The sequence below is a fragment of the Vibrio breoganii genome, assembly GCF_001677275.1.
GTDB classification, from domain to species: Bacteria; Pseudomonadota; Gammaproteobacteria; order Enterobacterales; family Vibrionaceae; genus Vibrio; species Vibrio breoganii.
This window is the reverse complement of the sequence record NZ_CP016177.1, coordinates 21936-45203: the sequence shown is the minus strand read 5'-3', so window position 1 is coordinate 45203 and position 23268 is coordinate 21936. Positions and strand designations below refer to the sequence as shown.

At 47.1% G+C, this 23268-nt stretch carries 20 protein-coding genes; 15 read left to right on the top strand and 5 right to left on the bottom strand.

The genetic code is table 11. The annotated features are described in order from the left end of the window. From fmt to A6E01_RS00200, 4 genes are read left to right on the top strand one after another with little or no spacing between them, the layout of a single operon-like run. Window positions 1-948, top strand: a complete 948-nt coding sequence (fmt, locus tag A6E01_RS00215; protein ID WP_017029766.1) for a methionyl-tRNA formyltransferase — start codon at window positions 1-3, stop codon at window positions 946-948. Between the two features lie 55 nt (window positions 949-1003). Then, a complete protein-coding gene (rsmB, locus tag A6E01_RS00210) occupies window positions 1004-2293 on the top strand; it encodes a 16S rRNA (cytosine(967)-C(5))-methyltransferase RsmB (RefSeq protein ID WP_017029767.1) in 1290 nt (429 codons plus the stop codon). 27 nt (window positions 2294-2320) lie between these two features. Continuing rightward, window positions 2321-3697 (top strand): Trk system potassium transporter TrkA, encoded by a 1377-nt coding sequence (gene trkA / locus A6E01_RS00205; protein ID WP_017029768.1) that lies wholly within the window; start codon window positions 2321-2323, stop codon window positions 3695-3697. A 12-nt stretch (window positions 3698-3709) separates the two neighbouring features. Next, entirely contained in the window at window positions 3710-5155 is a 1446-nt protein-coding gene (locus A6E01_RS00200) for a TrkH family potassium uptake protein (protein WP_017029769.1), read from the top strand. On the opposite strand, the gene A6E01_RS00195 is transcribed toward A6E01_RS00200, so the two are convergent. After that, window positions 5152-5958, bottom strand: a complete 807-nt coding sequence (locus tag A6E01_RS00195; RefSeq protein WP_017029770.1) for a sporulation protein — start codon at window positions 5956-5958, stop codon at window positions 5152-5154. The two genes, A6E01_RS00200 and A6E01_RS00195, sit on opposite strands and share 4 nt — an antisense overlap. A gap of 497 nt (window positions 5959-6455) precedes the next feature. On the opposite strand from A6E01_RS00195, the gene A6E01_RS00190 reads away from it, so the two are divergent. The 4 genes from A6E01_RS00190 to A6E01_RS00175 all read left to right on the top strand — a co-directional run bounded on the left by A6E01_RS00190 (window position 6456) and on the right by A6E01_RS00175 (window position 10016). Further along, a complete protein-coding gene (locus tag A6E01_RS00190; protein ID WP_017029771.1) occupies window positions 6456-6722 on the top strand; it encodes a YihD family protein in 267 nt (88 codons plus the stop codon). 179 nt (window positions 6723-6901) lie between these two features. After that, complete coding sequence (gene ccoG / locus A6E01_RS00185; protein WP_017029772.1) at window positions 6902-8320, top strand: cytochrome c oxidase accessory protein CcoG; 1419 nt, start codon at window positions 6902-6904, stop codon at window positions 8318-8320. Window positions 8321-8392: 72 nt separating this feature from the next. Continuing rightward, window positions 8393-9379 (top strand): serine/threonine protein kinase, encoded by a 987-nt coding sequence (locus A6E01_RS00180; protein ID WP_017029773.1) that lies wholly within the window; start codon window positions 8393-8395, stop codon window positions 9377-9379. Between the two features lie 34 nt (window positions 9380-9413). After that, window positions 9414-10016, top strand: coding sequence for a thiol:disulfide interchange protein DsbA/DsbL (locus A6E01_RS00175; RefSeq protein ID WP_017029774.1), 603 nt, complete (start codon window positions 9414-9416; stop codon window positions 10014-10016). Between the two features lie 31 nt (window positions 10017-10047). On the opposite strand, the gene A6E01_RS00170 is transcribed toward A6E01_RS00175, so the two are convergent. Next, entirely contained in the window at window positions 10048-10923 is an 876-nt protein-coding gene (locus A6E01_RS00170) for an acyltransferase (RefSeq protein WP_065209337.1), read from the bottom strand. Between the two features lie 162 nt (window positions 10924-11085). Continuing rightward, window positions 11086-12612 carry a YifB family Mg chelatase-like AAA ATPase gene (locus A6E01_RS00165; protein ID WP_065209336.1) on the bottom strand — a complete coding sequence of 509 codons (1527 nt, stop codon included), beginning with the start codon at window positions 12610-12612 and terminating at the stop codon, window positions 11086-11088. A 397-nt stretch (window positions 12613-13009) separates the two neighbouring features. Here A6E01_RS00165 and ilvG point away from each other — a divergent pair, with 397 nt between their 5' ends. The 5 genes from ilvG to ilvA are packed head-to-tail and all read left to right on the top strand — an operon-like array spanning window position 13010 to window position 19296. Further along, window positions 13010-14656 carry an acetolactate synthase 2 catalytic subunit gene (ilvG, locus tag A6E01_RS00160; protein ID WP_017029777.1) on the top strand — a complete coding sequence of 549 codons (1647 nt, stop codon included), beginning with the start codon at window positions 13010-13012 and terminating at the stop codon, window positions 14654-14656. 11 nt (window positions 14657-14667) lie between these two features. Beyond that, on the top strand, window positions 14668-14952 hold the full coding sequence (gene ilvM, locus A6E01_RS00155; RefSeq protein WP_017029778.1) for an acetolactate synthase 2 small subunit: 285 nt from the start codon (window positions 14668-14670) through the stop codon (window positions 14950-14952). Between the two features lie 11 nt (window positions 14953-14963). Further along, on the top strand, window positions 14964-15908 hold the full coding sequence (ilvE, locus tag A6E01_RS00150) for a branched-chain-amino-acid transaminase (protein WP_017029779.1): 945 nt from the start codon (window positions 14964-14966) through the stop codon (window positions 15906-15908). A gap of 9 nt (window positions 15909-15917) precedes the next feature. Further along, window positions 15918-17759 (top strand): dihydroxy-acid dehydratase, encoded by a 1842-nt coding sequence (gene ilvD / locus A6E01_RS00145; RefSeq protein ID WP_017033059.1) that lies wholly within the window; start codon window positions 15918-15920, stop codon window positions 17757-17759. A gap of 4 nt (window positions 17760-17763) precedes the next feature. Further along, window positions 17764-19296 (top strand): threonine ammonia-lyase, biosynthetic, encoded by a 1533-nt coding sequence (gene ilvA / locus A6E01_RS00140; RefSeq protein ID WP_017029781.1) that lies wholly within the window; start codon window positions 17764-17766, stop codon window positions 19294-19296. A 67-nt stretch (window positions 19297-19363) separates the two neighbouring features. On the opposite strand, the gene punR is transcribed toward ilvA, so the two are convergent. Next, entirely contained in the window at window positions 19364-20269 is a 906-nt protein-coding gene (gene punR / locus A6E01_RS00135) for a DNA-binding transcriptional activator PunR (RefSeq protein ID WP_017029782.1), read from the bottom strand. Window positions 20270-20375: 106 nt separating this feature from the next. On the opposite strand from punR, the gene punC reads away from it, so the two are divergent. Beyond that, the gene (punC, locus tag A6E01_RS00130; protein WP_065209335.1) at window positions 20376-21554 is read left to right on the top strand and encodes a purine nucleoside transporter PunC; all 1179 of its coding nucleotides are present in this window, start codon (window positions 20376-20378) and stop codon (window positions 21552-21554) included. Between the two features lie 53 nt (window positions 21555-21607). On the opposite strand, the gene A6E01_RS00125 is transcribed toward punC, so the two are convergent. Next, window positions 21608-22384: a transporter substrate-binding domain-containing protein gene (locus tag A6E01_RS00125; protein WP_065209334.1), complete on the bottom strand. Its 777-nt coding sequence runs from the start codon at window positions 22382-22384 to the stop codon at window positions 21608-21610. Window positions 22385-22514: 130 nt separating this feature from the next. Between A6E01_RS00125 and A6E01_RS00120 the strand changes: the two genes are divergently transcribed. Further along, window positions 22515-23219 carry an amino acid ABC transporter permease gene (locus A6E01_RS00120; protein WP_065210331.1) on the top strand — a complete coding sequence of 235 codons (705 nt, stop codon included), beginning with the start codon at window positions 22515-22517 and terminating at the stop codon, window positions 23217-23219. Window positions 23220-23268 lie beyond the last annotated feature (49 nt).

Below are 23268 nucleotides of genomic sequence, written 5' to 3'. Positions count from 1 at the left end.
TTGAGCAAAGCACTAAAGATCGTATTTGCAGGTACTCCAGATTTCGCCGCCGACCATTTGTCGGCGTTGTTATCTTCGGAGCATGAGGTTATCGCTGTTTATTCAACACCGGATAAACCTGCTGGCCGAGGCAAAAAGCTAACAGCAAGCCCTGTTAAAAACCTCGCTATCGAACACAACATCCCAGTTTATCAGCCAGAAAACTTCAAGTCTGATGAAGCGAAACAGCAGTTGGCAGACCTTGATGCAGACATCATGGTGGTAGTGGCTTATGGGCTACTGTTACCGAAACAGGTTCTGGATACTCCAAAGCTAGGTTGTATCAATGTTCACGGCTCAATCCTTCCTCGCTGGCGCGGTGCAGCGCCAATTCAACGCTCAATTTGGGCTGGAGATGCAGAAACTGGCGTTACCATCATGCAGATGGATGTTGGGTTAGATACTGGCGATATGCTGCATATTGCTACCCTGCCTATCGAGCCAGAAGACACCAGTGCTGTGCTTTATCATAAACTGGCTAAGTTGGGCCCTGTTGCACTTGTTGAGTGCCTTTCTTCTATTGCTGAAGGCACCGCTGTTCCTGTTAAGCAAGATGATGCGCTATCAAACTATGCTAAGAAACTCAGCAAAGAAGAAGCACAGCTAGATTGGACTAAAGAGGCCGTTGTACTTGAGCGTGAAATCCGCGCATTCAACCCTTGGCCGATGAGCTACTTCTCGATTGGCGACAAAAACATCAAGGTATGGAAGGCAAGTGTCGATGCTACGCCATGCTCTAAAGACGCTGGCACCATAGTCAAAGCAGACAAAACGGGTATTCAGATAGCGACCGGAAATGGCAGCTTAGTTTTGGAACAAATTCAGGTTCCAGGCAAGAAAGCTATGTCCGTTGGTGACGTACTCAACTCTCGAGCAGATTGGTTCCCAGTAGGAACCCAGCTAGATTAAACAACTACTACTAAGGCTTGAGGTTCTCAAGCCTTACTCTTGTTAGGAAATACCTATGAATGTACGCGCCGCCGCAGCCACAGTGCTGTTCCAAGTTGTAGACAAAGGGTACTCGCTTTCCAGCGCTTTACCTGCAGCACAAGCCAACCTAAAACCTCGTGACCACGCGCTTCTGCAAGAGATTTGTTACGGCTGTCTTCGCTACCTACCGAGATTAGAGACCATAGTTAATGAACTGATGGAAAAACCTCTAAAGGGTAAGCAGCGTGTGTTCCACCATTTAATGCTGGTGGGTATCTACCAACTCAGCTTTATGCGTACGGCCGATCATGCGGCAGTGGCTGAAACCGTTGAAGCGTGCCAGTCGCTAAAGGGGCATAAGCTTAAAGGCTTAGTAAATGCCGTACTTCGAAACTACCAGCGCAATCAACAGAAACTGGACGAGTTATCGGTTAAGCATGATGCAGGCAAATACGGACACCCAAGCTGGTTGTTGAAACTTCTTCGCGAGGCATACCCGAACGATTGGGAATCTATTGTTGAAGCCAACAACACTAAGGCACCTATGTGGCTGCGAGTGAACAGCAAGCACCATACTCGCGATGAGTATCTAAAACTTCTTGAAGCTGAAGAGATTGAGGCCGAAACTCACCCTCAAGCTCGCCATGCATTGCGCCTGCTAAAGGCATGCGATGTAAGCAAGCTTCCTGGTTTCGATCAAGGCTGGGTATCGGTGCAAGACGCGGCAGCGCAACTGTCTCTGGAATATCTACAACCAAAAGACGGTGAATTGATTCTTGATTGCTGTGCGGCCCCTGGTGGTAAAACGGCTCATATCCTAGAGAACACAACGGATAGCCAAGTTGTGGCGATTGATGCAGACGAACAACGCCTTGATCGCGTTTATCAAAACCTCGACCGTTTAGGCCTTGAAGCCAAAGTGCTTTGTGCTGATGCACGCTACCCACAAGAGTGGTGGACAGGCGAGCAGTTCGACCGCATCCTTCTCGATGCACCGTGCTCAGCGATAGGTGTTATCCGTCGCCATCCAGATATCAAATGGCTACGACGCGCCGATGACTTGCCTGCATTGTCTCAGCTACAAAGTGAAATTCTGGACGCTATGTGGCAACAATTGAAGCAAGGCGGAACCTTAGTTTACGCAACATGTTCTATCGCTCCGATTGAAAACAAAGAGCAAGTACTGGCATTCTTAGCCCGCACAGATGACGCCGAGCTCATCGACAGCGATCCAAGCAACCCAGGTCGACAAATTTTGCCTGGAGAGCACAATATGGACGGCTTCTATTATGCGGTTCTGCAAAAGCGAACTAAATTAAACTAAGTCCTGCTGTATATAGGGAAATAATCGATGAAAATCATAATCTTGGGTGCTGGTCAGGTAGGCGGCACTCTTGCAGAGAATCTCGTTGGCGAAAACAACGATATCACTATCGTGGATACCAATAGTCGCCGCCTGAGAGAGCTACAGGATAAGTATGATCTGCGAGTGGTTAATGGTGCAGCAAGTCACCCTGACACCCTAAGAGAAGCAGGCGCGCAAGATGCGGACATGTTGGTGGCGGTCACTAACGCCGATGAAACCAACATGGCTGCATGCCAAGTGGCTTTTACCTTATTTAATACACCTAACAGAATCGCTCGTATTCGTTCACCTGAATATTTGGCAGAGAAAGACTCTCTATTCAAATCTGGCGCGATTCCGGTAGATCATCTGATTGCACCCGAAGAGCTGGTTACTGGCTATATTGAACGCCTTATTCAGTATCCAGGGGCATTGCAGGTGGTTAGCTTTGCTGAAGAGAAGGTCAGCTTAGTGGCAGTTAAGGCCTTTTATGGTGGTCCACTCGTGGGTAATGCCATTTCGGCTTTGCGTGAGCACATGCCACATATAGATACGCGCGTAGCGGCTATTTTCCGTCAAGGGCGAGCCATTAGGCCTCAAGGCACTACCATCATTGAAGCCGATGATGAGGTGTTCTTTGTCGCGGCGAGCAATGATATCCGCTCTGTAATGAGTGAACTGCAGCGACTGGAAAAACAGTACCGCAAAATCATGATCGTCGGTGGCGGTAACATTGGAGCAGGGCTTGCAAAGCGTCTTGAGCGCAATTACTCAGTAAAACTGATTGAGCGCAGCCTTGAGCGCGCTGAAATGCTCTCCGAAGAGCTAGACAACACTATTGTGCTGTGTGGTGATGCAGCAGACAAAGAGCTGCTGTACGAAGAAAACATTGAAGAGATGGACGTGTTCATCGCTCTAACCAATGAAGATGAAACCAACATCATGTCAGCGATGCTGGCAAAAAGCCTTAACGCTAGAAAGGTCATGGTTTTGATTCAGCGTGGCGCCTATGTTGACCTTGTGCAGGGTGGCGATATTGACGTGGCTATTTCCCCTCAGCAAGCGACCATTTCAGCACTGCTTACTCACGTTCGTAGAGCCGATATTGTTAACGTCTCTTCTTTGCGAAGAGGCGCTGCAGAAGCTATCGAGGCCATCGCTCATGGTGATGAAAACACGTCCAAGGTAGTAGGCAGAGCTGTGGGTGACCTTAAGTTACCACCAGGTACCACCATTGGTGCTATTGTGCGTGGCGAAGAGGTGTTAATTGCACACGACAGAACCATGATTGAGCAAGACGATCACGTGGTGATGTTCCTGGTCGATAAAAAGTACGTGCCGGACGTTGAAACCTTGTTCCAACCAAGCCCGTTCTTCTTGTAGGCCAACCTACCAATGGTAAACGTACGACCGATACTGTTTGTTCTTGGGCTGGTGCTATCAAAACTAGCCCTGTTCATGTATCCACCGACTATTCTGGCGATATTTAATCCCGGCAGTGGCTTCGTTGAATTTGCCCAAGCGGTTGCTATCACCCACTTGGTCTCATTTATTTGCTTAAGTTTCGGGCGTACTAAACAGTTCAAACTCAATGTCAGAGATGTTTTCTTGGTCACGACACTGGTGTGGGTGGTAAGTACTATCTTTGCCGCCCTACCGTTTGTCTTCATCAACCATATCAGCTTCACCGATGCCTACTTTGAAACTATGTCGGGGATTACCACCACAGGTTCAACCGTACTCAGTGGTCTTGATGATATGTCCCACAGCATCTTATTGTGGCGCTCACTACTGCAATGGCTAGGTGGTATTGGCTTTATTGTTATGGGTGTGGCTATCTTGCCGATGCTCAACGTCGGGGGTATGCGCCTATTCCAGACCGAATCCTCAGACTGGTCAGATAAAAGCTCACCACGAGTCAAAAGCGTCGCCAAAAACATTGTTGTGGTTTACCTAGCCCTCACCCTCGCCTGTTTCGCGAGTTATGTGGCAACGGGGATGACTCCTTTTGAGGCGATAAATCATGCCTTTACCACTATTTCTACGGGTGGGTACTCAACCTCTGACGGCTCAATGAACCACTTCTCGCATCAGACACAATGGTTCTCAACCCTGTTTATGTTTCTGGGTGGGTTACCATTCTTGTTGTTTGTGGCAGCCTATAGAAAGCAATCGCTGTCAGCCTTAACCAAGGATGCTCAAGTCATTGGTTTCTTTAAGCTATTTATGGTGGCCAGTTTAGCCATCACCGCATGGCTGGTACTGCGAGATCACTATGAAGTCAGTGATGCCCTTAGGGTTTCTATGTTCAATGTGGTTTCAGTGCTGACAACCACAGGATTTGGCTTGGAGGACTTTACTGCTTGGGGCACGTTAACCACGGTATTATTTACGTTTCTACTGATGATGGGTGCCTGCTCTGGCTCAACAGCAGGTGGTATCAAGGTGTTCCGTTTCCAGATAGCCCTTACCCTGCTAAAAATACAGATGATGAAACTGATTCACCCATCGGGCGTATTCGTGCAGCGCTATAACAAACGCCGCGTTAACGACGATATCATTCGCTCTATTGTGGCTTTTAGCCTTACCTTTTTCGCAACCGTACTTATCGTTGCTGCCGGCTTAAGTGCAATGGACCTAGATGCCATAACCAGCCTCTCTGGAGCCATTACAGCCGTGGCGAATGTAGGCCCCGGCATGGGCTCAGTGATTGGCCCAACCGGGAACTTCTCATCGTTGCCCGATGCTGCAAAGTGGCTTCTAAGCTTTGGTATGCTGCTCGGCCGCCTAGAAATACTGACGATACTGGTACTGTTCTTGCCGGCCTTTTGGAGACGCTAGCCTTGCTTGGCTTTAAACAAGTCCGTTAGGTAATCCACTACCTGCTGCGCTGCCTGCTCACTGGTCAATTCATTGGACAGCGACAGGTAGCAATTAAGCTCAGATGAGCCTAGCAAGTTTGATAGAAGCCCATCAAAGCCCTTCTTCTGTCGGTCTATCTCAAACCACAATTGCAGATGTTGTTCGTCACGGTAGGCAATAATTTCCACCTCTCGCCACGTGCCGTGGAATAAACCAGTGGTTGGCACAAACTCAAACTCTTGTACAAAGGGCATTTCAAACCCTTTTGCTGCCTCACACTCAACCTGACGAATACGCAGCCCCAACTCCTCAAGCTCAGAGAAGATCTTATCCATGACAGGATCGGGACGAACCGTCAGCATATCTTTATCGGTAGGATCAATGGCAAGATCGATATCTAGAGCCGTTTCCAGCCACACCTTAGAGTCACCAATCGTCAGTGGCGTATTAAACGGAACAGTAAGCTCGATTTCAAAAGTACGCTCCTCTGACGGATGAATCGTAAACGAGTATGGAAGCTCCCATTTATCCAACACGTAATTTTGCGGCACGCGGCGCTTGAGCGCACCCTCGCTATGCGGCTGTCGTTCTTCTCGTTCGGTGATGTAGCGACAACACAGTTTTAAGTCTATGTGGTCAATATGCTGCTCAGTAGCACCACCATAAACATGGATGACAACCCTTACAGGATCACCAGGAATCAAGGTTTCTTGCTGCAGTACAGAATCAACCTTGGCAGAACCAATACCTAAGCTAGCCAGTGTTTTTTTGAAAAATGACATGCTTGACCTCTCAAACAATACAACTCTATTTATACTGGCTCAAAAACGCTCTATAACCAAAGCCATTTGTGCTCTTTTTGATCCCAGTTCAACAAAACACTGCAATTCATCCCATTAAAAAAATAGAACATTTATTGTTCAGCGACTAAGGTTATCTGGTACGATATATCATTGATACTCGTTGAGTATCTGTATTAACGGCAAAGGATATGCCTGACTATTTGGTGAAGTATGTTTCCAACAACCGTCAGGTTTGCTCGACCTAGCAGTCGAGTGGCACAGCGTAGAAGTTATTTTGCGCCTGTACCGTCTAAAAAGCAGAAGTCCGATGAGGACCAAAAAAGCTAAGTTTCATTCAATACCGCGAAACCTGTTTTTAATGTCTTACTCGCTGTACTAAAAAGCGCATTTGAAATCTTCAGATGCGCTTTTTTCTTATCTTTTTTATGGCCTTTTTGTTAAGTTATGCGCACATCTCGAGTTCTATGGAGAAGACCATGAAGTGCCATCGCGTAAACGAATTAATTGAATTGCTACACCCTGAGTGGACAAAAGATCCAGACCTAAACCTAGTTGAGTTCATACTGAAGCTTGCAAGCGAAGCAAGTTACGAAGGCAAACTAGAAGACCTAACTGACGACGTGCTTATCTACCACCTTAAGATGCGTAACAGTGAGCAAGAAGAAGAGATCCCGGGTCTAGCGAAAGACAAGGAAGACGACTTCAAAACAGCGCTTCTTCGCGCTCGTGGCATTATTGACTAACTGCCTTCTGGGTCAGCAAACGGTTTTGTTGACCCATCTAACCCCTTCAATTTAATCCTTCTACTCCCAGCTTCTTAACCTGAAAGTTCATCAGTCCCTATCTATTCTGTAACTCATGTAACAATTAATTTTCATATTGTTCGATATACTGCGCCCAAGGTTTAGGTTGGAAAAGTAAAATGAGCAAGGATCGTATCGACATCAAAGATGTCACGGCAAAGGAATTCAACCCAAAGGCACATAAAAGCCAAGGGGATAGATTTAATCCAAGTAATCGCATTTATGTGAGAGCAAGCAAGGGCGTATTTCAAAAACTGCGTCGCTATGGGGCTTGGTTCTTATTGTTACTGTTCGCATTAGTCCCTTGGATTCCTTACGGGGAGCGCCAAGCTATTCTGTTGGATATAGGACAACAGCAGTTCAACTTCTTTGGCACGACTCTCTATCCGCAAGACCTCACCCTACTTGCCCTATTATTTATGATTGCGGCGTTTGGGCTGTTTTTCATTACCACCTTTTTAGGAAGGGTGTGGTGCGGGTATCTCTGTCCACAAACCGTTTGGACCTTTATGTATATCTGGTTTGAAGAGAAGCTAGAAGGTGCGGCGAACAAACGGAAAAAACAAGACTCCCAACCGCTTACTGCATCTCTAGCGCTTCGTAAAACACTCAAGCACCTTGCTTGGTTCACGATTGCGCTGCTCACAGGCCTCACCTTCGTGGGCTACTTCGTTCCTACCAATGAACTGTGGCTTGATTTTTTCACTCTCGATGCCACTTTCTGGACCTACTTTTGGGTCTTGTTCTTTGCGGTATGTACCTATGCCAATGCAGGATGGATGCGTTCTATCGTCTGCATTCACATGTGTCCCTACGCACGATTCCAATCGGCGATGTTCGACAAAGATACCTTCATTGTGGGATATGACAAAAAACGCGGTGAAGACAGAGGCCCTCGTACTCGCAAGGCCAACCCGAGCGATCTTGGTCTAGGTGATTGTATCGATTGCAACTTATGTGTTCAGGTGTGCCCAACGGGCATAGATATTCGAGATGGCCTGCAATACGAATGCATCAACTGTGGTGCTTGTATCGATGCTTGTGATGTCACCATGGATCGCATGAACTATCCGAAAGGGCTGATCAGCTACACCACAGAACACAAACTGGAAGGCACGCACACCAAGATCATGAGACCAAAGCTCATTGGCTACGGTTTGGTGATGGTTTTGATGCTCGGATTTTTCGTTATGCAGGTCGCTTCTGTAGAGCCCGCTGGACTGAGTGTAATCAGGGATCGTACCCAACTCTATCGAACCAACAGCGATGGCTTTATAGAAAACACCTATACCCTAAAGATCATCAACAAAACCCAACAAACTCAAAGCTATAATCTTGATGTTTCAGGGCTGACTGATGTTGAATGGTATGGGCGTCAAACCATTAATGTTTCTCCTGGTGAAGTGTTTAACCTGCCAATCAGTCTAGGTATGGACCCTGAGCAACTGAGCTCTTCGGTCACCACGATTCAATTTGAGCTAGAGGACCAGCACGGCTTCTCCATTGAAGTTGAAAGTCGCTTCATCAAACAGCTTTAACAAGAATTAATGTAATCAGAGGGTTATACTGCGGTATAACCCTCTTTTTTATTGGTCGCTGACACCTCTACTATGAACTCTTTATTCAATTTTGATTCTCTGACCCCTGATTTTATGTGGTATGCATTGGCCAGTATCGGAGTTCGCGCCGAATCTGGTTTTTTAGCCCTCAATAGCTATGAGAACCGGGTGTATCAGTTTGTCGACGAAGAAAAGAAGCGTTATGTGGTGAAATTTTACCGCCCGCAACGCTGGAGCGAGCAACAGATCCAAGAAGAGCACGATTTTACGCTATCACTGCTTGATCATGAGATACCTATCGCCCCACCGGTGATCATTGATGGAAAAACCCTTCATCATCATGAGGGCTATCTTTTCACTTTATTTGAGAGTGTTGGCGGTCGTCAGTTTGAAGTGGACAACTATGATCAACTCGAGATGGTTGGGCGATTCTTAGGGCGGATTCATAAAGTCAGCGAAGGGTTACCCACATTTAAGCATCGACCAACAATGGGTCTAGAGGAATACCTCTATCAATCTCGCGATATACTTAAGAAAAGCCAGTTTATCCCAGCACATATAGAGTCTGCATTCTTCCAAGATATGCAGTTATTGATCACTGCTATCGAAGCGCAATGGCAAACAGACTATACGCCTATCCGTTTACATGGCGATTGCCATCCAGGAAATATCCTTTGGCGTGATGGCCCTATGTTTGTGGATCTCGATGACGCAAGAAATGGACCTGCTGTACAAGATTTATGGATGCTGTTGAACGGTGACCGACATGAGAAACTGATCCAGTTGGATATTGTTTTAGAGGGTTACCAAGAATTTTGCGATTTTGATACCAATCAATTGAAACTGATCGAGCCTTTGCGCGGTCTACGTCTAATACATTACATGTCTTGGTTAGCAAAAAGATGGCAAGATCCCGCTTTCCCTGTGGCATTCCCATGGTTTAATGATGCAAAATACTGGGAAGGTCAGGTATTGGCGATTAAAGAGCAATTGGCTGTGCTACAAGAGCCACCATTGTCTCTTACACCTAGTTGGTAAAACCCAACTGATTATTGATTGAAGGAGTATCCAAATGAAGAAGTTGATTGCCTTGGTGGCAACCATGTTTTTAACCCTATCTGCGCACGCCGCACAGTTTAGCGAAGGCCAACACTACAAGGTTCTTGATCTACCAGCATCATCAACTCCAACAGTAAATGAGTTCTTCTCTTTCTATTGCCCACACTGTCATCAGTTTGAGCCGATCATGAAGTCTCTAAAGGCGTCATTGCCTGCAAATGCCAAATTCCAAAAATCTCATGTTTCTTTCATGGGTGGCAACATGGGTCTACCTATGAGTAAAGCCTATGCGACTATGGTAGCACTGAAGGTAGAAGACCAAATGGTGCCGGTTATGTTCAGCCGTATTCATGACCTAAATGCTGCACCTCGCAACGAAGATGAGCTTCGTCAAATATTCCTAGACGAAGGCATTGATGCGAAGAAGTTTGATTCTGCTTACAAGGGCTTTGCGGTAGATTCTATGGTACGTCGCTTTGATAAGAACTTTAAAGACAGTGGCTTACGTGGCGTTCCTGCAATTGTAGTGAACAACAAGTACCTAGTTGAGATGGGTGGCATTAAATCAACCAAAGACCTAACAGACTTGGTGAATTACCTATTAACGCTTAAGTAATCGTTAAGGGGAGCGCATCGCTCCCCTTTTTTTATTCGCTGTATAGCTTGTCTAACTCTTTATCTTTCTTGTTCCATAAGTCCCCTAGCCACAGCTGAAACTGCCTCTTAAACTGTTTATCGCCAAAGTAGTCCCCTAACACCTGATCGTCGACCGGTAAGACGTTTACCTTTACGACTATGCGCTGCATTCTTCCCATCAACATATCCTTAAATGGGTTTTCAACATTATCAGGGCAAGCAAGGGTGACATCGATAATGTTATCAAACTGCTCTCCCATGGCTGCTAAGGTATAAGCGATACCACCCGCCTTTGGCAGTAATAGGTGCTTGTATTGGCTTTGATTGTGGCTGTTGCTGCGATATCGAGTCCCCTCAACATAATTCACCACAGTAGTGGGTATATGCTGAAATCTCTCGCAAGAGCGGCGGGTAGTGTCTAAATCTTTGCCTCGTTTCTCAGGATGCCTAAGCAAGTACTCTCGGGAATAACGGCGCATAAAAGGCATATCTAACGCCCAGCAAGCCATACCCAAGAACGGCACATAGAGGAGCTGTTGTTTAAGAAAAAACTTAGGCATGGGAATACGATCTTTAAACACGCAACACAGAACCACAATATCAGTCCAGCTGCGATGATTGCTGAGCATCAAATACCAGCCGTGGTAATTGAGCCCATCGACTCCTTCGACCTGCCAATTAACCTTATTTGATAAAGATAAGATCAAGGCATTAATCGTAGCCCATAGCCACATCACCTTGTTGGCATAATGGGAAGAGAATCGCTTTACCAAAGAGATAGGCACTAAAGCTCGGATCAGCGCAAATATGCAGATGGCAATGGAGCTGAGAGCGGTATTGAAAATGACCAAGGAGGCATTGATGACAAGAATGAGATAACCGAGCATAACTGTGAAACTAAAATCAAATACCAGAACTAAAGTGATGACTAATTATACTAGCTATGCCATTGATTTAAATAACTGGTATTAAGGTCGGATTTGTTTTTTATCTCCAAACAATACCAAAAGATCAAAACCCATGAGTAAATGAAGCATAAGCAATTGATTTCACTCCGCGATTTGTTGATGTAGCGATCGCAACAACCGATCCATAGAACGATAGCCCAAGGCCTCACTCAAGTGATGTTTTTCAATACTCTCAATCTGTTCCAGATCTGCAATGGTGCGCGCCACCCGAATAATCCGATGATAAGCACGAATAGATAAACCTAAACGAGCAATCGCAAACTCCAGAAACTCGGCATCTTCTTTTGTTAGAGAACAATGGCGCTCTATCTCTTTATTGGTTAACAAGGCGTTCGGCTTATTTGCACGCACCAGCATTGCCTTTCTAGCGATGGCCACCCTTTGGCGACAGTCCGCGGTGGACTCACCTCTATCCCCACCCTCACTCAAAGTACCTAATGGCAACAAAGGGATCTCCACAGACATATCAAAGCGGTCTAGAAATGGACCCGATATACGACCTAGGTATTTGAGTATGGCCTGAGGCGTGTGTTGGCACTGACTGCCTTGATAAAACCCTGATGGGCTGGGGTTTAGCGCACCTATAAGCTGAAACTGTGCAGGAAAGCTGGTTTTCCCTGAGGCGCGAGAAATTGCTACCTGTCCCGCCTCTAAGGGCTCACGAAGGGCATCGAGTACTCGCTTTTCAAACTCAACAAGCTCATCTAAGAACAAAATGCCGTTGTGGGCTAAAGAGATCTCTCCGGGTTTTGGGAAGGAGCCTCCCCCTACTAACGCTACCATAGAGCTAGAATGATGCGGCGTTCGAAAGGGACGCTTTCGCCATGTACTGCTGTCTAAATCAGACCCCACCAGCGAGGCGACACTCGCCACTTCCAGCGCCTCTTGCTTGCTCATCGGCGGTATCAGATCAGGTAAGCGCGAGGCGAGCATGGTTTTCCCTGTACCCGGAGGGCCAATGAAAAGCAGATTGTGCTGTCCGGCAGCCGCAATCTCTAAGGCCCGCTTTCCTTGTTGCTGCCCTATGATGTCCTGCATATCCATATCAGACTGAGAATTAGGGGGCGTTTCTGATTCAGCTTCCAATTCCAACTGTTGCTGAGAGGCCAAGTAAGCGGCCACTTGCAGTAAGCTTCTAGCCGATAGATTGCTCTCTTCATCAACCAAGCGCACCTGCTTAGCGTTTTGATGAGGTGTGATTAGGGTTCGCCCATCACCATTGCTTGCCATTGCCGCAGAGATAACCCCTTTGACTGGGCGCAACTCTCCAGACAGTGCTAACTCGCCTAGCAGCTCAGTATCCCCCAACTTGTTTAATGGAATTTGTTCACTCGCCACTAAGATGCCAATAGCAATAGGAAGGTCAAAACGGCCGCCATCTTTAGGCAAATCCGCTGGCGCTAAATTAACGGTAATTTTACGACTCGGAAATAAAAACTTAGAGTTCAGAATTGCACTTCGCACTCTGTCTTTAGACTCTTTAACACTGGTCTCTGCAAGTCCAACAAGATGAAAGCCCGGCATACCTGGACCTATGTGAACCTCAACAGTTACTGGGGGTGCAGACACACCCAAGCTTGCTCGACTATGAACGATTGCCAGTCCCATATAGCACCAAAATTAACGACCCTTAATAGGGTTTAGACCGTATACATGTTGTGAGTAAGTGAAAAAAGAATGAGTTTTTCCTTGTCAGGTCGCAAGAAATTGTGATACCACTAATGGCATAAGCACTGTGCAACTTTATTTGGGAATTATGCAACCTACTCTTCGACTACTTTCTCTGGTGAACCTGATTGTCGTGGTGATTATTCACACCGCGCGAGGGCGAGTAGGCGCAAATTAGCACAGCAAGACTTACAAGCCCTCGCACTGAAAAGTTCGGGGGCTTTTTTTTAGTTTTAAAGGTCTCATTGAGACAACGATTGGAAATGGAGCACAAGATGTGCAGTAAGACTGAGAACACAACTAGGCAGCAATTTGCCTTATTACAAGGAGAAGGCCAATGACGGGTGCACAATTAGTAGTAGAAGCACTTCGCCAGCAAGGTATTAAGACCATCTTTGGCTATCCTGGCGGAGCTATCATGCCAATCTACGACGCATTGTACGATGGTGGCGTTGAGCATATCCTCTGCCGACATGAGCAAGGTGCAGCAATGGCTGCTATCGGTATGTCTCGCTCAACACAAGATGTTGCAGTGTGCATGGCGACTTCAGGACCTGGAGCGACCAACCTAGTAACAGGTCTTGCTGATGCCTTCCTTGATTCTGTTCCAGTTGTTGCAATCACCGGACAGGTGGCGAGTTCTCATATCGGTACCGATGCATTCCAAGAAATGGATGTGATTGGTATGTCTCTCTCTTGTACCAAGCATAGCTATCTAGTGACTGATATCAATGACCTTGCTCCAACACTCGCTGAGGCGTTTGAAGTAGCAAAAGCAGGACGCCCAGGACCTGTCATCGTTGATATCGCAAAAGACGTTCAGCTAGCGCAAGCTCCAGATACCGAATTTCCTGCATTCCAACAACCAATGATGCCTGTACCTCAGCCTGAGGATTATCGCCTAGCACAAGCGCTACTGCGTGAGAGTCGTCGTCCAGTGTTGTATGTGGGTGGCGGTGTTCAATTGGCTAAAGCAACGGATACCGTTCGCCAGTTTCTATCTGATAACCCGATGCCATCGGTAAGTACCCTAAAAGGATTGGGGACTATTGAGCGTCATGACCCACACTACCTTGGTATGTTGGGTATGCACGGCACCAAAGCGGCTAACCTTATTGTGCAAGAGGCCGACCTATTAATCGTTGTGGGTGCGCGCTTCGATGACCGAGTGACGGGTAAATTAGACACCTTTGCACCGCATGCCAAGATTATCCATCTAGATATCGATAAAGCAGAGTTCAACAAGCTGCGTCATGCCAACGCTATCTTGCGTGGTGATATGCGTGAAATCTTGCCGCAACTGCACCTAGAAAATGACATTACGCCTTGGGTTCACCACTGTGAGAGCCTACGTAGCGGCTTCAAATGGCGCTATGACCACCCAGGTGATTTGATCTTTGCTCCACTATTAATGAAGCAACTGTCAGACATGATGCCAGATAGCTCAATGGTATCTACCGATGTTGGCCAGCATCAAATGTGGGCAGCACAGCATATTCAGCCTCGCGACCCTCAGAACTTTATCTCATCAGCAGGCCTAGGCACTATGGGCTTTGGTTTGCCAGCCGCCATGGGCGCTGCGGTAGCAAGACCTGATGATCAATCAATTCTTATCTCTGGTGATGGCTCGTTCATGATGAACGTGCAAGAGCTTGGCACTCTGAAACGCCGCCAGATCCCTGTAAAGATGGTCTTAATCAATAACCAACGCTTGGGCATGGTTCGCCAGTGGCAATCCTTGTTCTTCGATGGTCGCCATAGCGAAACCATCCTTGATGATAACCCTGACTTTATCATGCTGGCCAAAGCATTTGATATTCCAGGAAAAACCATCACCAAGAAAGAAGAAGTAGAGCCAGCATTGAAAGAAATGCTAGAGAGCAAAACCGCTTATCTACTGCACGTGTTAATTGATGAAGAAGAAAACGTATGGCCATTGGTACCACCAGGTGCATCCAATGAAGACATGCTAGAGAACACCTAATAGAGGCAACCATGGAAAGATACTTACTAGATATTAAAGCGGATGATAAGCCAGTGTTGTTGGAGCGTGTATTACGCGTTGTCCGTCATCGTGGTTTTACCGTTCGTCAGGTTGCTGGCACGCAGAATCATCAGAGCAAGATCGCCAGTGTGGAGATCATTGTCGACAGTGAACGTCCCATCACATTTTTAACCAATCAGATTGAAAAACTGTGGGATGTGATTAGCGTAGATGTCATCAAGATCGACAACAACGAACTCCCTAACAACAATTTACAGCACAAAGTGAGCGCATAAGGAAAGCAGCAATGGCTACAAAGACAGCAGATTTTATTTGGTTTAACGGTGAAATGGTTCCGTGGGCAGAAGCCAACGTACACGTGCTCACTCATGCAATGCATTACGGTACTTCAGTATTCGAAGGTGTTCGTTGTTACAACACACCTAAAGGCCCAATTGTTTTCCGTCATCCAGAACACGCAAAGCGCCTTAAGAACTCAGCAAAAATCTATCGCTTCCCAATCCCTTACACGATTGAGGAAATCATGGAAGCCACTCGCGAAACCATTCGCGTAAACAAACTAGAAAGTGCCTACATTCGCCCACTGGGTTTTGTCGGTAATGTTGGCCTAGGTGTTTGTCCTCCTGTGGATTCAGAGATGGAGCTGATCATCGCAGCCTTCCCTTGGGGTTCATACCTAGGTGAAGAAGCTCTGGAAAATGGCGTTGACGCTATGATCTCTAGCTGGAATCGTGCAGCACCAAACACCATCCCAACCGCAGCTAAAGCTGGCGGTAACTACCTATCATCACTACTTGTTGGTGGTGAAGCTCGTCGTCACGGTTACGATGAAGGTATCGCGCTAAGTGTTGATGGTTACCTATCTGAAGGTGCTGGCGAGAACATCTTTGTGGTTAAAGATGGCGTTATCATCACCCCACCAGCAACAGCAGCAATCCTGCCGGGTATCACTCGTGATTCCATCATGGTTCTAGCGCGCGATAAAGGCTACGAGATTGTTGAATCGAACATTGCTCGCGAAGCCTTGTATCTAGCTGATGAGATCTTCATGACCGGCACTGCCGCTGAGATCGTTCCAGTTCGCTCTGTCGACCAAATTGTCGTAGGCGAAGGTAAGCGCGGTCCAATCACGAAAGATCTACAAGAAACATACTTTGGCCTATTTAATGGCACAACTGAAGATAAGTGGGGCTGGTTAGACTACGTTTACCCAGCTGACGCAGAGAAATAAGGAAGAATTATGCCAATCTATCGTAGCGCAACGACTACTCACGGCCGAAACATGGCTGGCGCACGCGCACTATGGCGCGCAACTGGAGTAAAAGACGAAGATTTCGGTAAGCCGATTATTGCTGTCGTAAACTCATTTACTCAGTTCGTACCAGGACACGTTCACCTTAAAGACATGGGTCAACTGGTTGCGAGAGAAATCGAGCAAGCCGGTGGTATCGCTAAAGAATTTAACACCATCGCTGTTGATGATGGTATCGCAATGGGTCACGGCGGCATGCTGTACTCTCTACCCTCACGCGAGCTTATCGCAGACTCGGTAGAGTACATGGTGAATGCACACTGTGCCGATGCTATGGTGTGTATCTCAAACTGCGACAAAATCACTCCAGGAATGCTAATGGCCTCTATGCGCCTAAACATCCCTGTCATCTTTGTCTCTGGTGGTCCAATGGAAGCGGGTAAAACCAAGCTTTCAGATCAGCTAATCAAGCTAGACCTTGTTGATGCCATGATGCAAAGTGCCGATCCAACGGTATCTGACGAGCAAAGCGAGCAAGTTGAACGTAGCGCATGTCCAACATGTGGTTCTTGTTCTGGTATGTTCACCGCAAACTCAATGAACTGCCTAACTGAAGCGCTAGGTCTTTCTCAGCCGGGTAACGGCTCTATGCTGGCAACTCACGCAGACCGTGAAAGCCTGTTCATCAATGCCGGTAAACGTATTGTAGAGCTAACCAAGCGCTACTACGAGCAGGACGATGAGTCGGCACTGCCTCGCAATATTGCATCTAAAAAAGCATTTGAAAACGCCGTAGCTCTAGATATTGCCATGGGCGGCTCAACCAACACCGTATTGCACCTGATCGCTGCAGCTCAAGAAGGTGACGTCGACTTTACCATGGAAGATATCGATGCGATGTCTCGCCGCGTACCAAACCTATGTAAAGTCGCACCATCCACTCCGCTGTATCACATGGAAGATGTGCACCGTGCTGGTGGCGTAATGGCCATTTTAGGAGAGCTAAACCGTGCAGGCTTGCTAAACAACGAAGCGCGCACTGTTCTTGACCTTTCAATGGATGAGCAACTTGCTCAGTACGACATCATGCAAACGGAATCTGAGGATGTGAAATCCTTCTTCCGTGCAGGCCCTGCAGGTATTCGTACCACTAAAGCCTTCTCTCAAGACTGTCGCTGGGAATCTCTGGATGACGACCGCGAAGCTGGCTGTATCCGTAGCAAAGAGAATGCGTATAGCCAAGACGGTGGCCTAGCTGTTCTTAAGGGCAACATCGCGATGGATGGTTGTATCGTAAAAACCGCTGGCGTAGATGAAAGCATTCTTACATTCACAGGTCCTGCTGTTGTGTTTGAAAGCCAAGAAGACGCCGTAGACGGCATCTTGGGTGGCAAGGTGAAATCTGGTGATGTAGTTATTATTCGCTACGAGGGCCCTAAAGGTGGTCCAGGTATGCAAGAAATGCTGTACCCAACGACTTACCTTAAGTCTATGGGTCTTGGCAAAGAGTGTGCTCTGCTTACCGATGGTCGCTTCTCTGGCGGTACTGCGGGTCTGTCTATTGGTCATGCTTCTCCAGAAGCAGCTGCTGGTGGCATTATCGGTCTAGTAAATTCCGGCGACCAAGTTGCTATCGATATTCCTAACCGCACCATCGAGCTACTTGTTTCTGAAGCAGAACTGGCTGATCGCCGTGAAGCTCAAGATAAGCTTGGCTGGAAACCTGTGTCTCGTGAGCGCTCTGTTTCGTTTGCTCTTAAAGCCTACGCAAGCATGGCAACCAGTGCAGACAAAGGCGCGGTAAGAGATAAGTCTAAGTTTGAGGAGTAAGACTATGAGTCTTACTACCCCACTGTCTGGCGCAGATTATCTGCGCCAAATTCTGCGTGCACCGATCTATGAGGTAGCAACGGTAACTCAGTTGCAAGATATGCCTCGTTTATCGGAGCGATTACACAATGATATTCAGATAAAACGAGAAGATCGCCAGCCGGTTCACTCCTTCAAATTGCGCGGCGCCTACAACATGGTCGCCAGCCTAACTGAAGAGCAAAAGCAGGCAGGCGTCATCGCTGCATCGGCAGGAAACCATGCTCAAGGTATGGCGTACTCTGGCACTAAGCTTGGCATCAACACCACTATTGTGATGCCAAAAACGACGCCCGATATCAAGGTCGACGCCGTTCGAGCTTTCGGCGGCACTGTTGTACTGCATGGCAGTAACTTTGATGAGGCTAAGGCTGAGGCTGTGCGTCTTTCTGAGCTGCATGGCTATACCTTCGTGCCGCCCTTTGATCACCCGCTAGTGATTGCAGGTCAAGGCACGATTGGCATGGAGATGATCCAGCAAAACGGTCACTTGGATTACATCTTTGTTCCTGTCGGTGGCGGCGGTTTGGCCGCAGGTGTATCGGTATTGGTTAAGCAGCTAATGCCAAACATCAAGGTTATTGCGGTTGAGCCGGAAGACTCTGCGTGTTTGAAAGCGGCATTAGACGCTGGACACCCCGTAACCCTAGATCAAGTAAGCATGTTCGCCGATGGTGTGGCTGTTAAGCAGATCGGTAGCGAAACCTTCCGTCTGTGCAACGAGAATATCGACGGACACATTACTGTGTCTAGCGATGAAATCTGCGCCGCAGTTAAGGATATCTTCGAAGATACTCGCGCTATTGCCGAGCCTTCAGGTGCGTTAGCACTGGCTGGATTGAAGAAATTCGCAGAGCAAAATGAGCTGAAGAACAACAAGCTTGCCACGGTTTTGTCGGGTGCAAACACCAATTTCCATGGCTTGCGTTATGTTTCTGAGCGCTGTGAATTGGGTGAAAAACGTGAGGGCTTACTGGCGGTGACTATCCCAGAGCGTCAAGGCGCATTCTTTGAGTTCTGCAACCTGATCGGTGGTCGCGCGGTGACTGAGTTTAACTACCGCTATAACGATGACGAGCAAGCGAATATCTTTGTCGGTGTTCGCTTACTTGAAGGACAGGCTGAACTTGATAGCATCATCGCCGATCTGCAAGAGGGTGGATACCCGGTTGTTGATTTGTCCGATGATGAGATGGCGAAACTGCACGTGCGTTATATGGTCGGTGGTAAGCCGAAAAAACCACTGCAAGAGCGCTTATACAGCTTTGAGTTCCCGGAATACCCAGGCGCGCTGGTTAAGTTCTTAAGTACGCTAGGTACTCATTGGAACATCAGCCTATTCAACTACCGTAACCACGGTGCCGATTACGGCCGTGTGCTGTGTGGATTTGAGCTGACAGAAGATGATATTGAACGCTTCTCAAGTCACTTAGAAGAGCTAGGCTATGGCTATAAAGACGAGTCGGATAACCCGTCCTACCGCTTCTTTCTTAGCTAACGATTACCTAACGATTAGCTAAGACCTACAGCAACGCTATTACTAAAGCAGCCTACGGGCTGCTTTTTTATTCGCTCTTGATCCAGTCTTGATGAAGTTTATCCTCATCACCCAGATAATTGAGCATCCACTCAATCAGCTTATTACTGCTGTCTTTTCGCCACACCATGCAGCACTCACTCGGCGGAGCCTGGAAATCAATACTGAGCGTAACCAGCTCCTTGTTACTGACTAAGGCCTTGGCAATGTGCTCAGGCATAAACCCAACACCAACGCCCTCTTTAACGCAACGTATGGCAGTATGCCAATTAGGCGTAAGAAGCCGCCTCTGGTTCGTAAACAGCGTCTGGTGCCGCTTAGGGAGGACTCTAGAGGTGTCATCAAGGCTTACACTAGGAAAGGCGGCTACATCTTCAACCTTAAGGCTGGATTTCTGGGTCAACGGATGTAGCGGAGAGCACACGAATACCCAATTCATTTTCCCCATATCCTTGATACCGAAATCGCCACTCACTGGAATGGCTGAGGTTGCTCCAAGAACAATATCCGCACGCTCTTGGGCTATGGCTTCCCACGAACCATTAAATACCTCCATATTGATCTGCAGCTCTGCAAAATCAAATTGCTTATAAAAATCATCGATAAGGTGTTGCAGGTTATCCAGTTTCACTATGTTATCGAGCGTGATCTTCAGGGTTTGTTGCCAACCTTGCGCAGTGCGCTTGGCCTGCGCTTTAGCCTCTTCAATTTGACGCAGCATAGATCGTACTTGTTCTAGGAAGATCTCCCCTGCTGGCGTCAGCTCAACTCTGCGAGGCAAGCGCCGAAACAACAGCACATCAAGCTCAAGCTCTATTTGCCTCACCGAATAGCTCACTGCTGATGGCACCTTGTGTAGATACTCAGCAGCAGCGGAGAAACTGCCAAGACGAGCCACCACATCCAATAATTCAAAGTTCTTCTGAGATAACATAGCTTTCAAATTTTTTGATAGATAACCACATATTTTAGCGCTTAATTTGTTGTTTAAGCCAATTTAGAATGCCCGACAACAAATTAATTCTCTGAAATGGTTTCCAATGTCCGTCAGCAAACTACAAATGGGTTACCTAGCCCTACTCTCTATGCTTGGTTTTATCGCTACCGATATGTACCTGCCTGCATTCCAAACTCTGCAAGCCGACTTTGCCACAGGCCCTGAGCCTATTGCCCTGTCTCTAAGCATCTTTTTGGTTGGTCTAGCGGTTGGCCAATTGGCATGGGGTATCCTTTCTGACCGATTTGGTCTACGAAGCACTCTTGCGTTAGGCCTAGCGATCTTTACCGTTGCTTCAATCGGTATCAGCTTAAGCTTCACCGTTTCTCAACTGTTGGTATTTAGATTTATCCAAGCGATTGGCGTGTGTGCACCAACGGTTATTTGGCAAGCTATGGTGATTCAGCGCTACAGCGCCGATGACCGCCAGCGCATCTTCGCGTCTATTATGCCTCTAGTGGCTTTATCGCCCGCTCTGGCTCCTCAGCTAGGTGTGCTTTTAAACACCACTTTAGGCTGGGAAAGCATCTTCGTTGCGTTGGCAATGATTGGTGCAGTATTGCTGTTCGTTACCGCTAGACAGCCAAAAGAAGCTAAGCCAGTTAAGAGCGTTTCTCTAAAATCTGATCTGGTATCTCTTACCAAAAACCGCACCTTTATCGGCAATGTCATCATATTCTCAATGACCTCTGCGGTATTCTTTGCCTACTTAACCGGTATGCCAGAGATCATGACTCAGCTGGGTTACTCAGCAAAAGATATTGGCATGAGCTTTATACCTCAAACTATCGCCTTTATGGTGGGTGGTTATTTCGGGAAGAAGTCTGTAGAGCGCTATGGTGACAGCAAGGTATTGCCAGTACTTCTAATGCTGTTTACGGTGGCTGTTGTCGCGGTATTTGTTGCAAGCCAAAGCACCTTGACCTCTATCTGGCCGGTTCTTTTGCCATTTTGTTTTGTGGCAGTGGCCAATGGTGCGCTTTACCCAATCGTGGTTAACCGTGCGCTATCGAGTGCGCAAAACAACCCAGCAACAGCGGCTGGACTGCAAAACAGCATACAGATCTGTGTTAGTAGTATGGCAAGCATGCTGGTGGCGTTCTTTGCTCAGCAAGCACTCGTTGCCACTGGTTGGACTATGATCGTCTGTCTAGTCGGTCTGGCGGGCGGAATCCTGTTGACACGTCAAAAGAATGATTTAGTTGAGGCAACCGCTCAATAAGATCAAAAAAGGGAGCGAATCATCGCTCCCTTCGTTTATCAAAAATGAATCCACTACAGGCTGGTTAAGCCCCATTTCTTAGCGGTTTTGTCAAAAAATCCTTGGGTCGTTTTCAACTCAACCCAATGGTTCACATAGTTGATCCATACCTGATCGTTTTGTGGCAGTAGCATAGAGATCGGCGTTGGGTTCTTTGGTTCTGCAACCGGAACTACAGCCAATTGCTTAAACTTCTCCACCAGCGTTGCGGCTTCGACATTTGAGGTTACGGATACATTGGCTCTTCGTGCCAGTAACTCTTGAAAATCACGAGCCGGCGCTTCAATAACGATGTGTTGTGCTTCTGGGAAGAACTCTTTCACCATCTTCTCTTGTACCGTACCCAGTGTTGCTGCAACCTTGATGTCAGGCTTGTTGAAATCAGCCCAATCAGAATACTTATCTAGGTCTTTTTTCGGAACTACTGGTACGAATGCCAAGTAGAAATAGGGTTGGCTGTAGCCTGCTACTTTAGCGCGAGACATATTCAGTGATGCACTACCGGTAATATCGTACTTGTTGGCTGTTATGCCGTTAACCAAAGTTTTCCAGTCAGTGGCTACATACTCCACCTTCACACCTAAATCTTTTGCCAACTCCGTGGTTACATCAATATCAAAGCCACGGTAGCTATTGTCTGCTGGGTTTTTCATGGTCATTGGATTCCAATCACCGGTTGTACCTACCCTCAACACTCCCTTGTTTAAGATCTCTTGTAATCGGCTGGTTTCGGCCATTGCTGGTAACAGTGACAAAATAGAAAGGCCCAACGCCAAAAGTAACTTCTTCATCATAAATCCTTTTAAAAGCAGTAACGTTTGTTTGATGTTATTGTTACCATAACAGGTTATACGCGATTGTGTGCTTAAGGATGGGCATATTTTGAAATTTAATACTCTGACTGTGCTGCTCTGCTGTTTGATGCTCACAGGTTGTTCAGATTATGAGTGGGGCTGGTATGTACTTAACCCCTCAACCGAACAAGGAATGACAAACCTCAGGTTTCTGACCGACGGTTTTAGTGCCACTATCAGCATCTCTTTAATCAGTATGTTTTTTGCCATGCTGATTGGTTTTCTTGTCGCCATGCCGGTGCTCTCTAAAAACCCTTATGTGAGAGGCATTAACCGAGTGTATGTGGAGTCAATCCGCTCTATTCCGGTATTGGTGTTACTGCTGTGGGTTTACTACGGCCTCCCTACCCTGATGGATATTTCTCTTGATCACTATTGGGCCGGCGTTATTGCGTTGTCGATAGCGGAAAGTGCCTTTATGGCAGAGGTATTTAGAGGCGGGATTCAGGCTATTCATCGTGGTCAACATGAAGCAGCTCATGCGTTAGGTCTTAGCTATTGGAAGACCATGCGACTGGTTATCTTCCCTCAGGCACTGCGTCAAATTCTGCCGCCGCTAGGCAACCAGTTTGTTTACATACTCAAGATGTCATCACTGGTGAGTGTTATTGGTTTAAGCGATCTTACTAGGCGCGCCAATGAGCTGGTGGTTAATGAGTACTTACCTTTGGAGATCTATACCTTCCTAGTGCTGGAGTATTTGATCTTGATTCTGGCGGTATCACAAGGCGTTCGCTGGCTAGAAAAACGCTACGCTATCCCTAGCCACTAAAAGCCACCAGCTGCTCTAGAAACAATAAACCCCGCCATAAGCGGGGTTT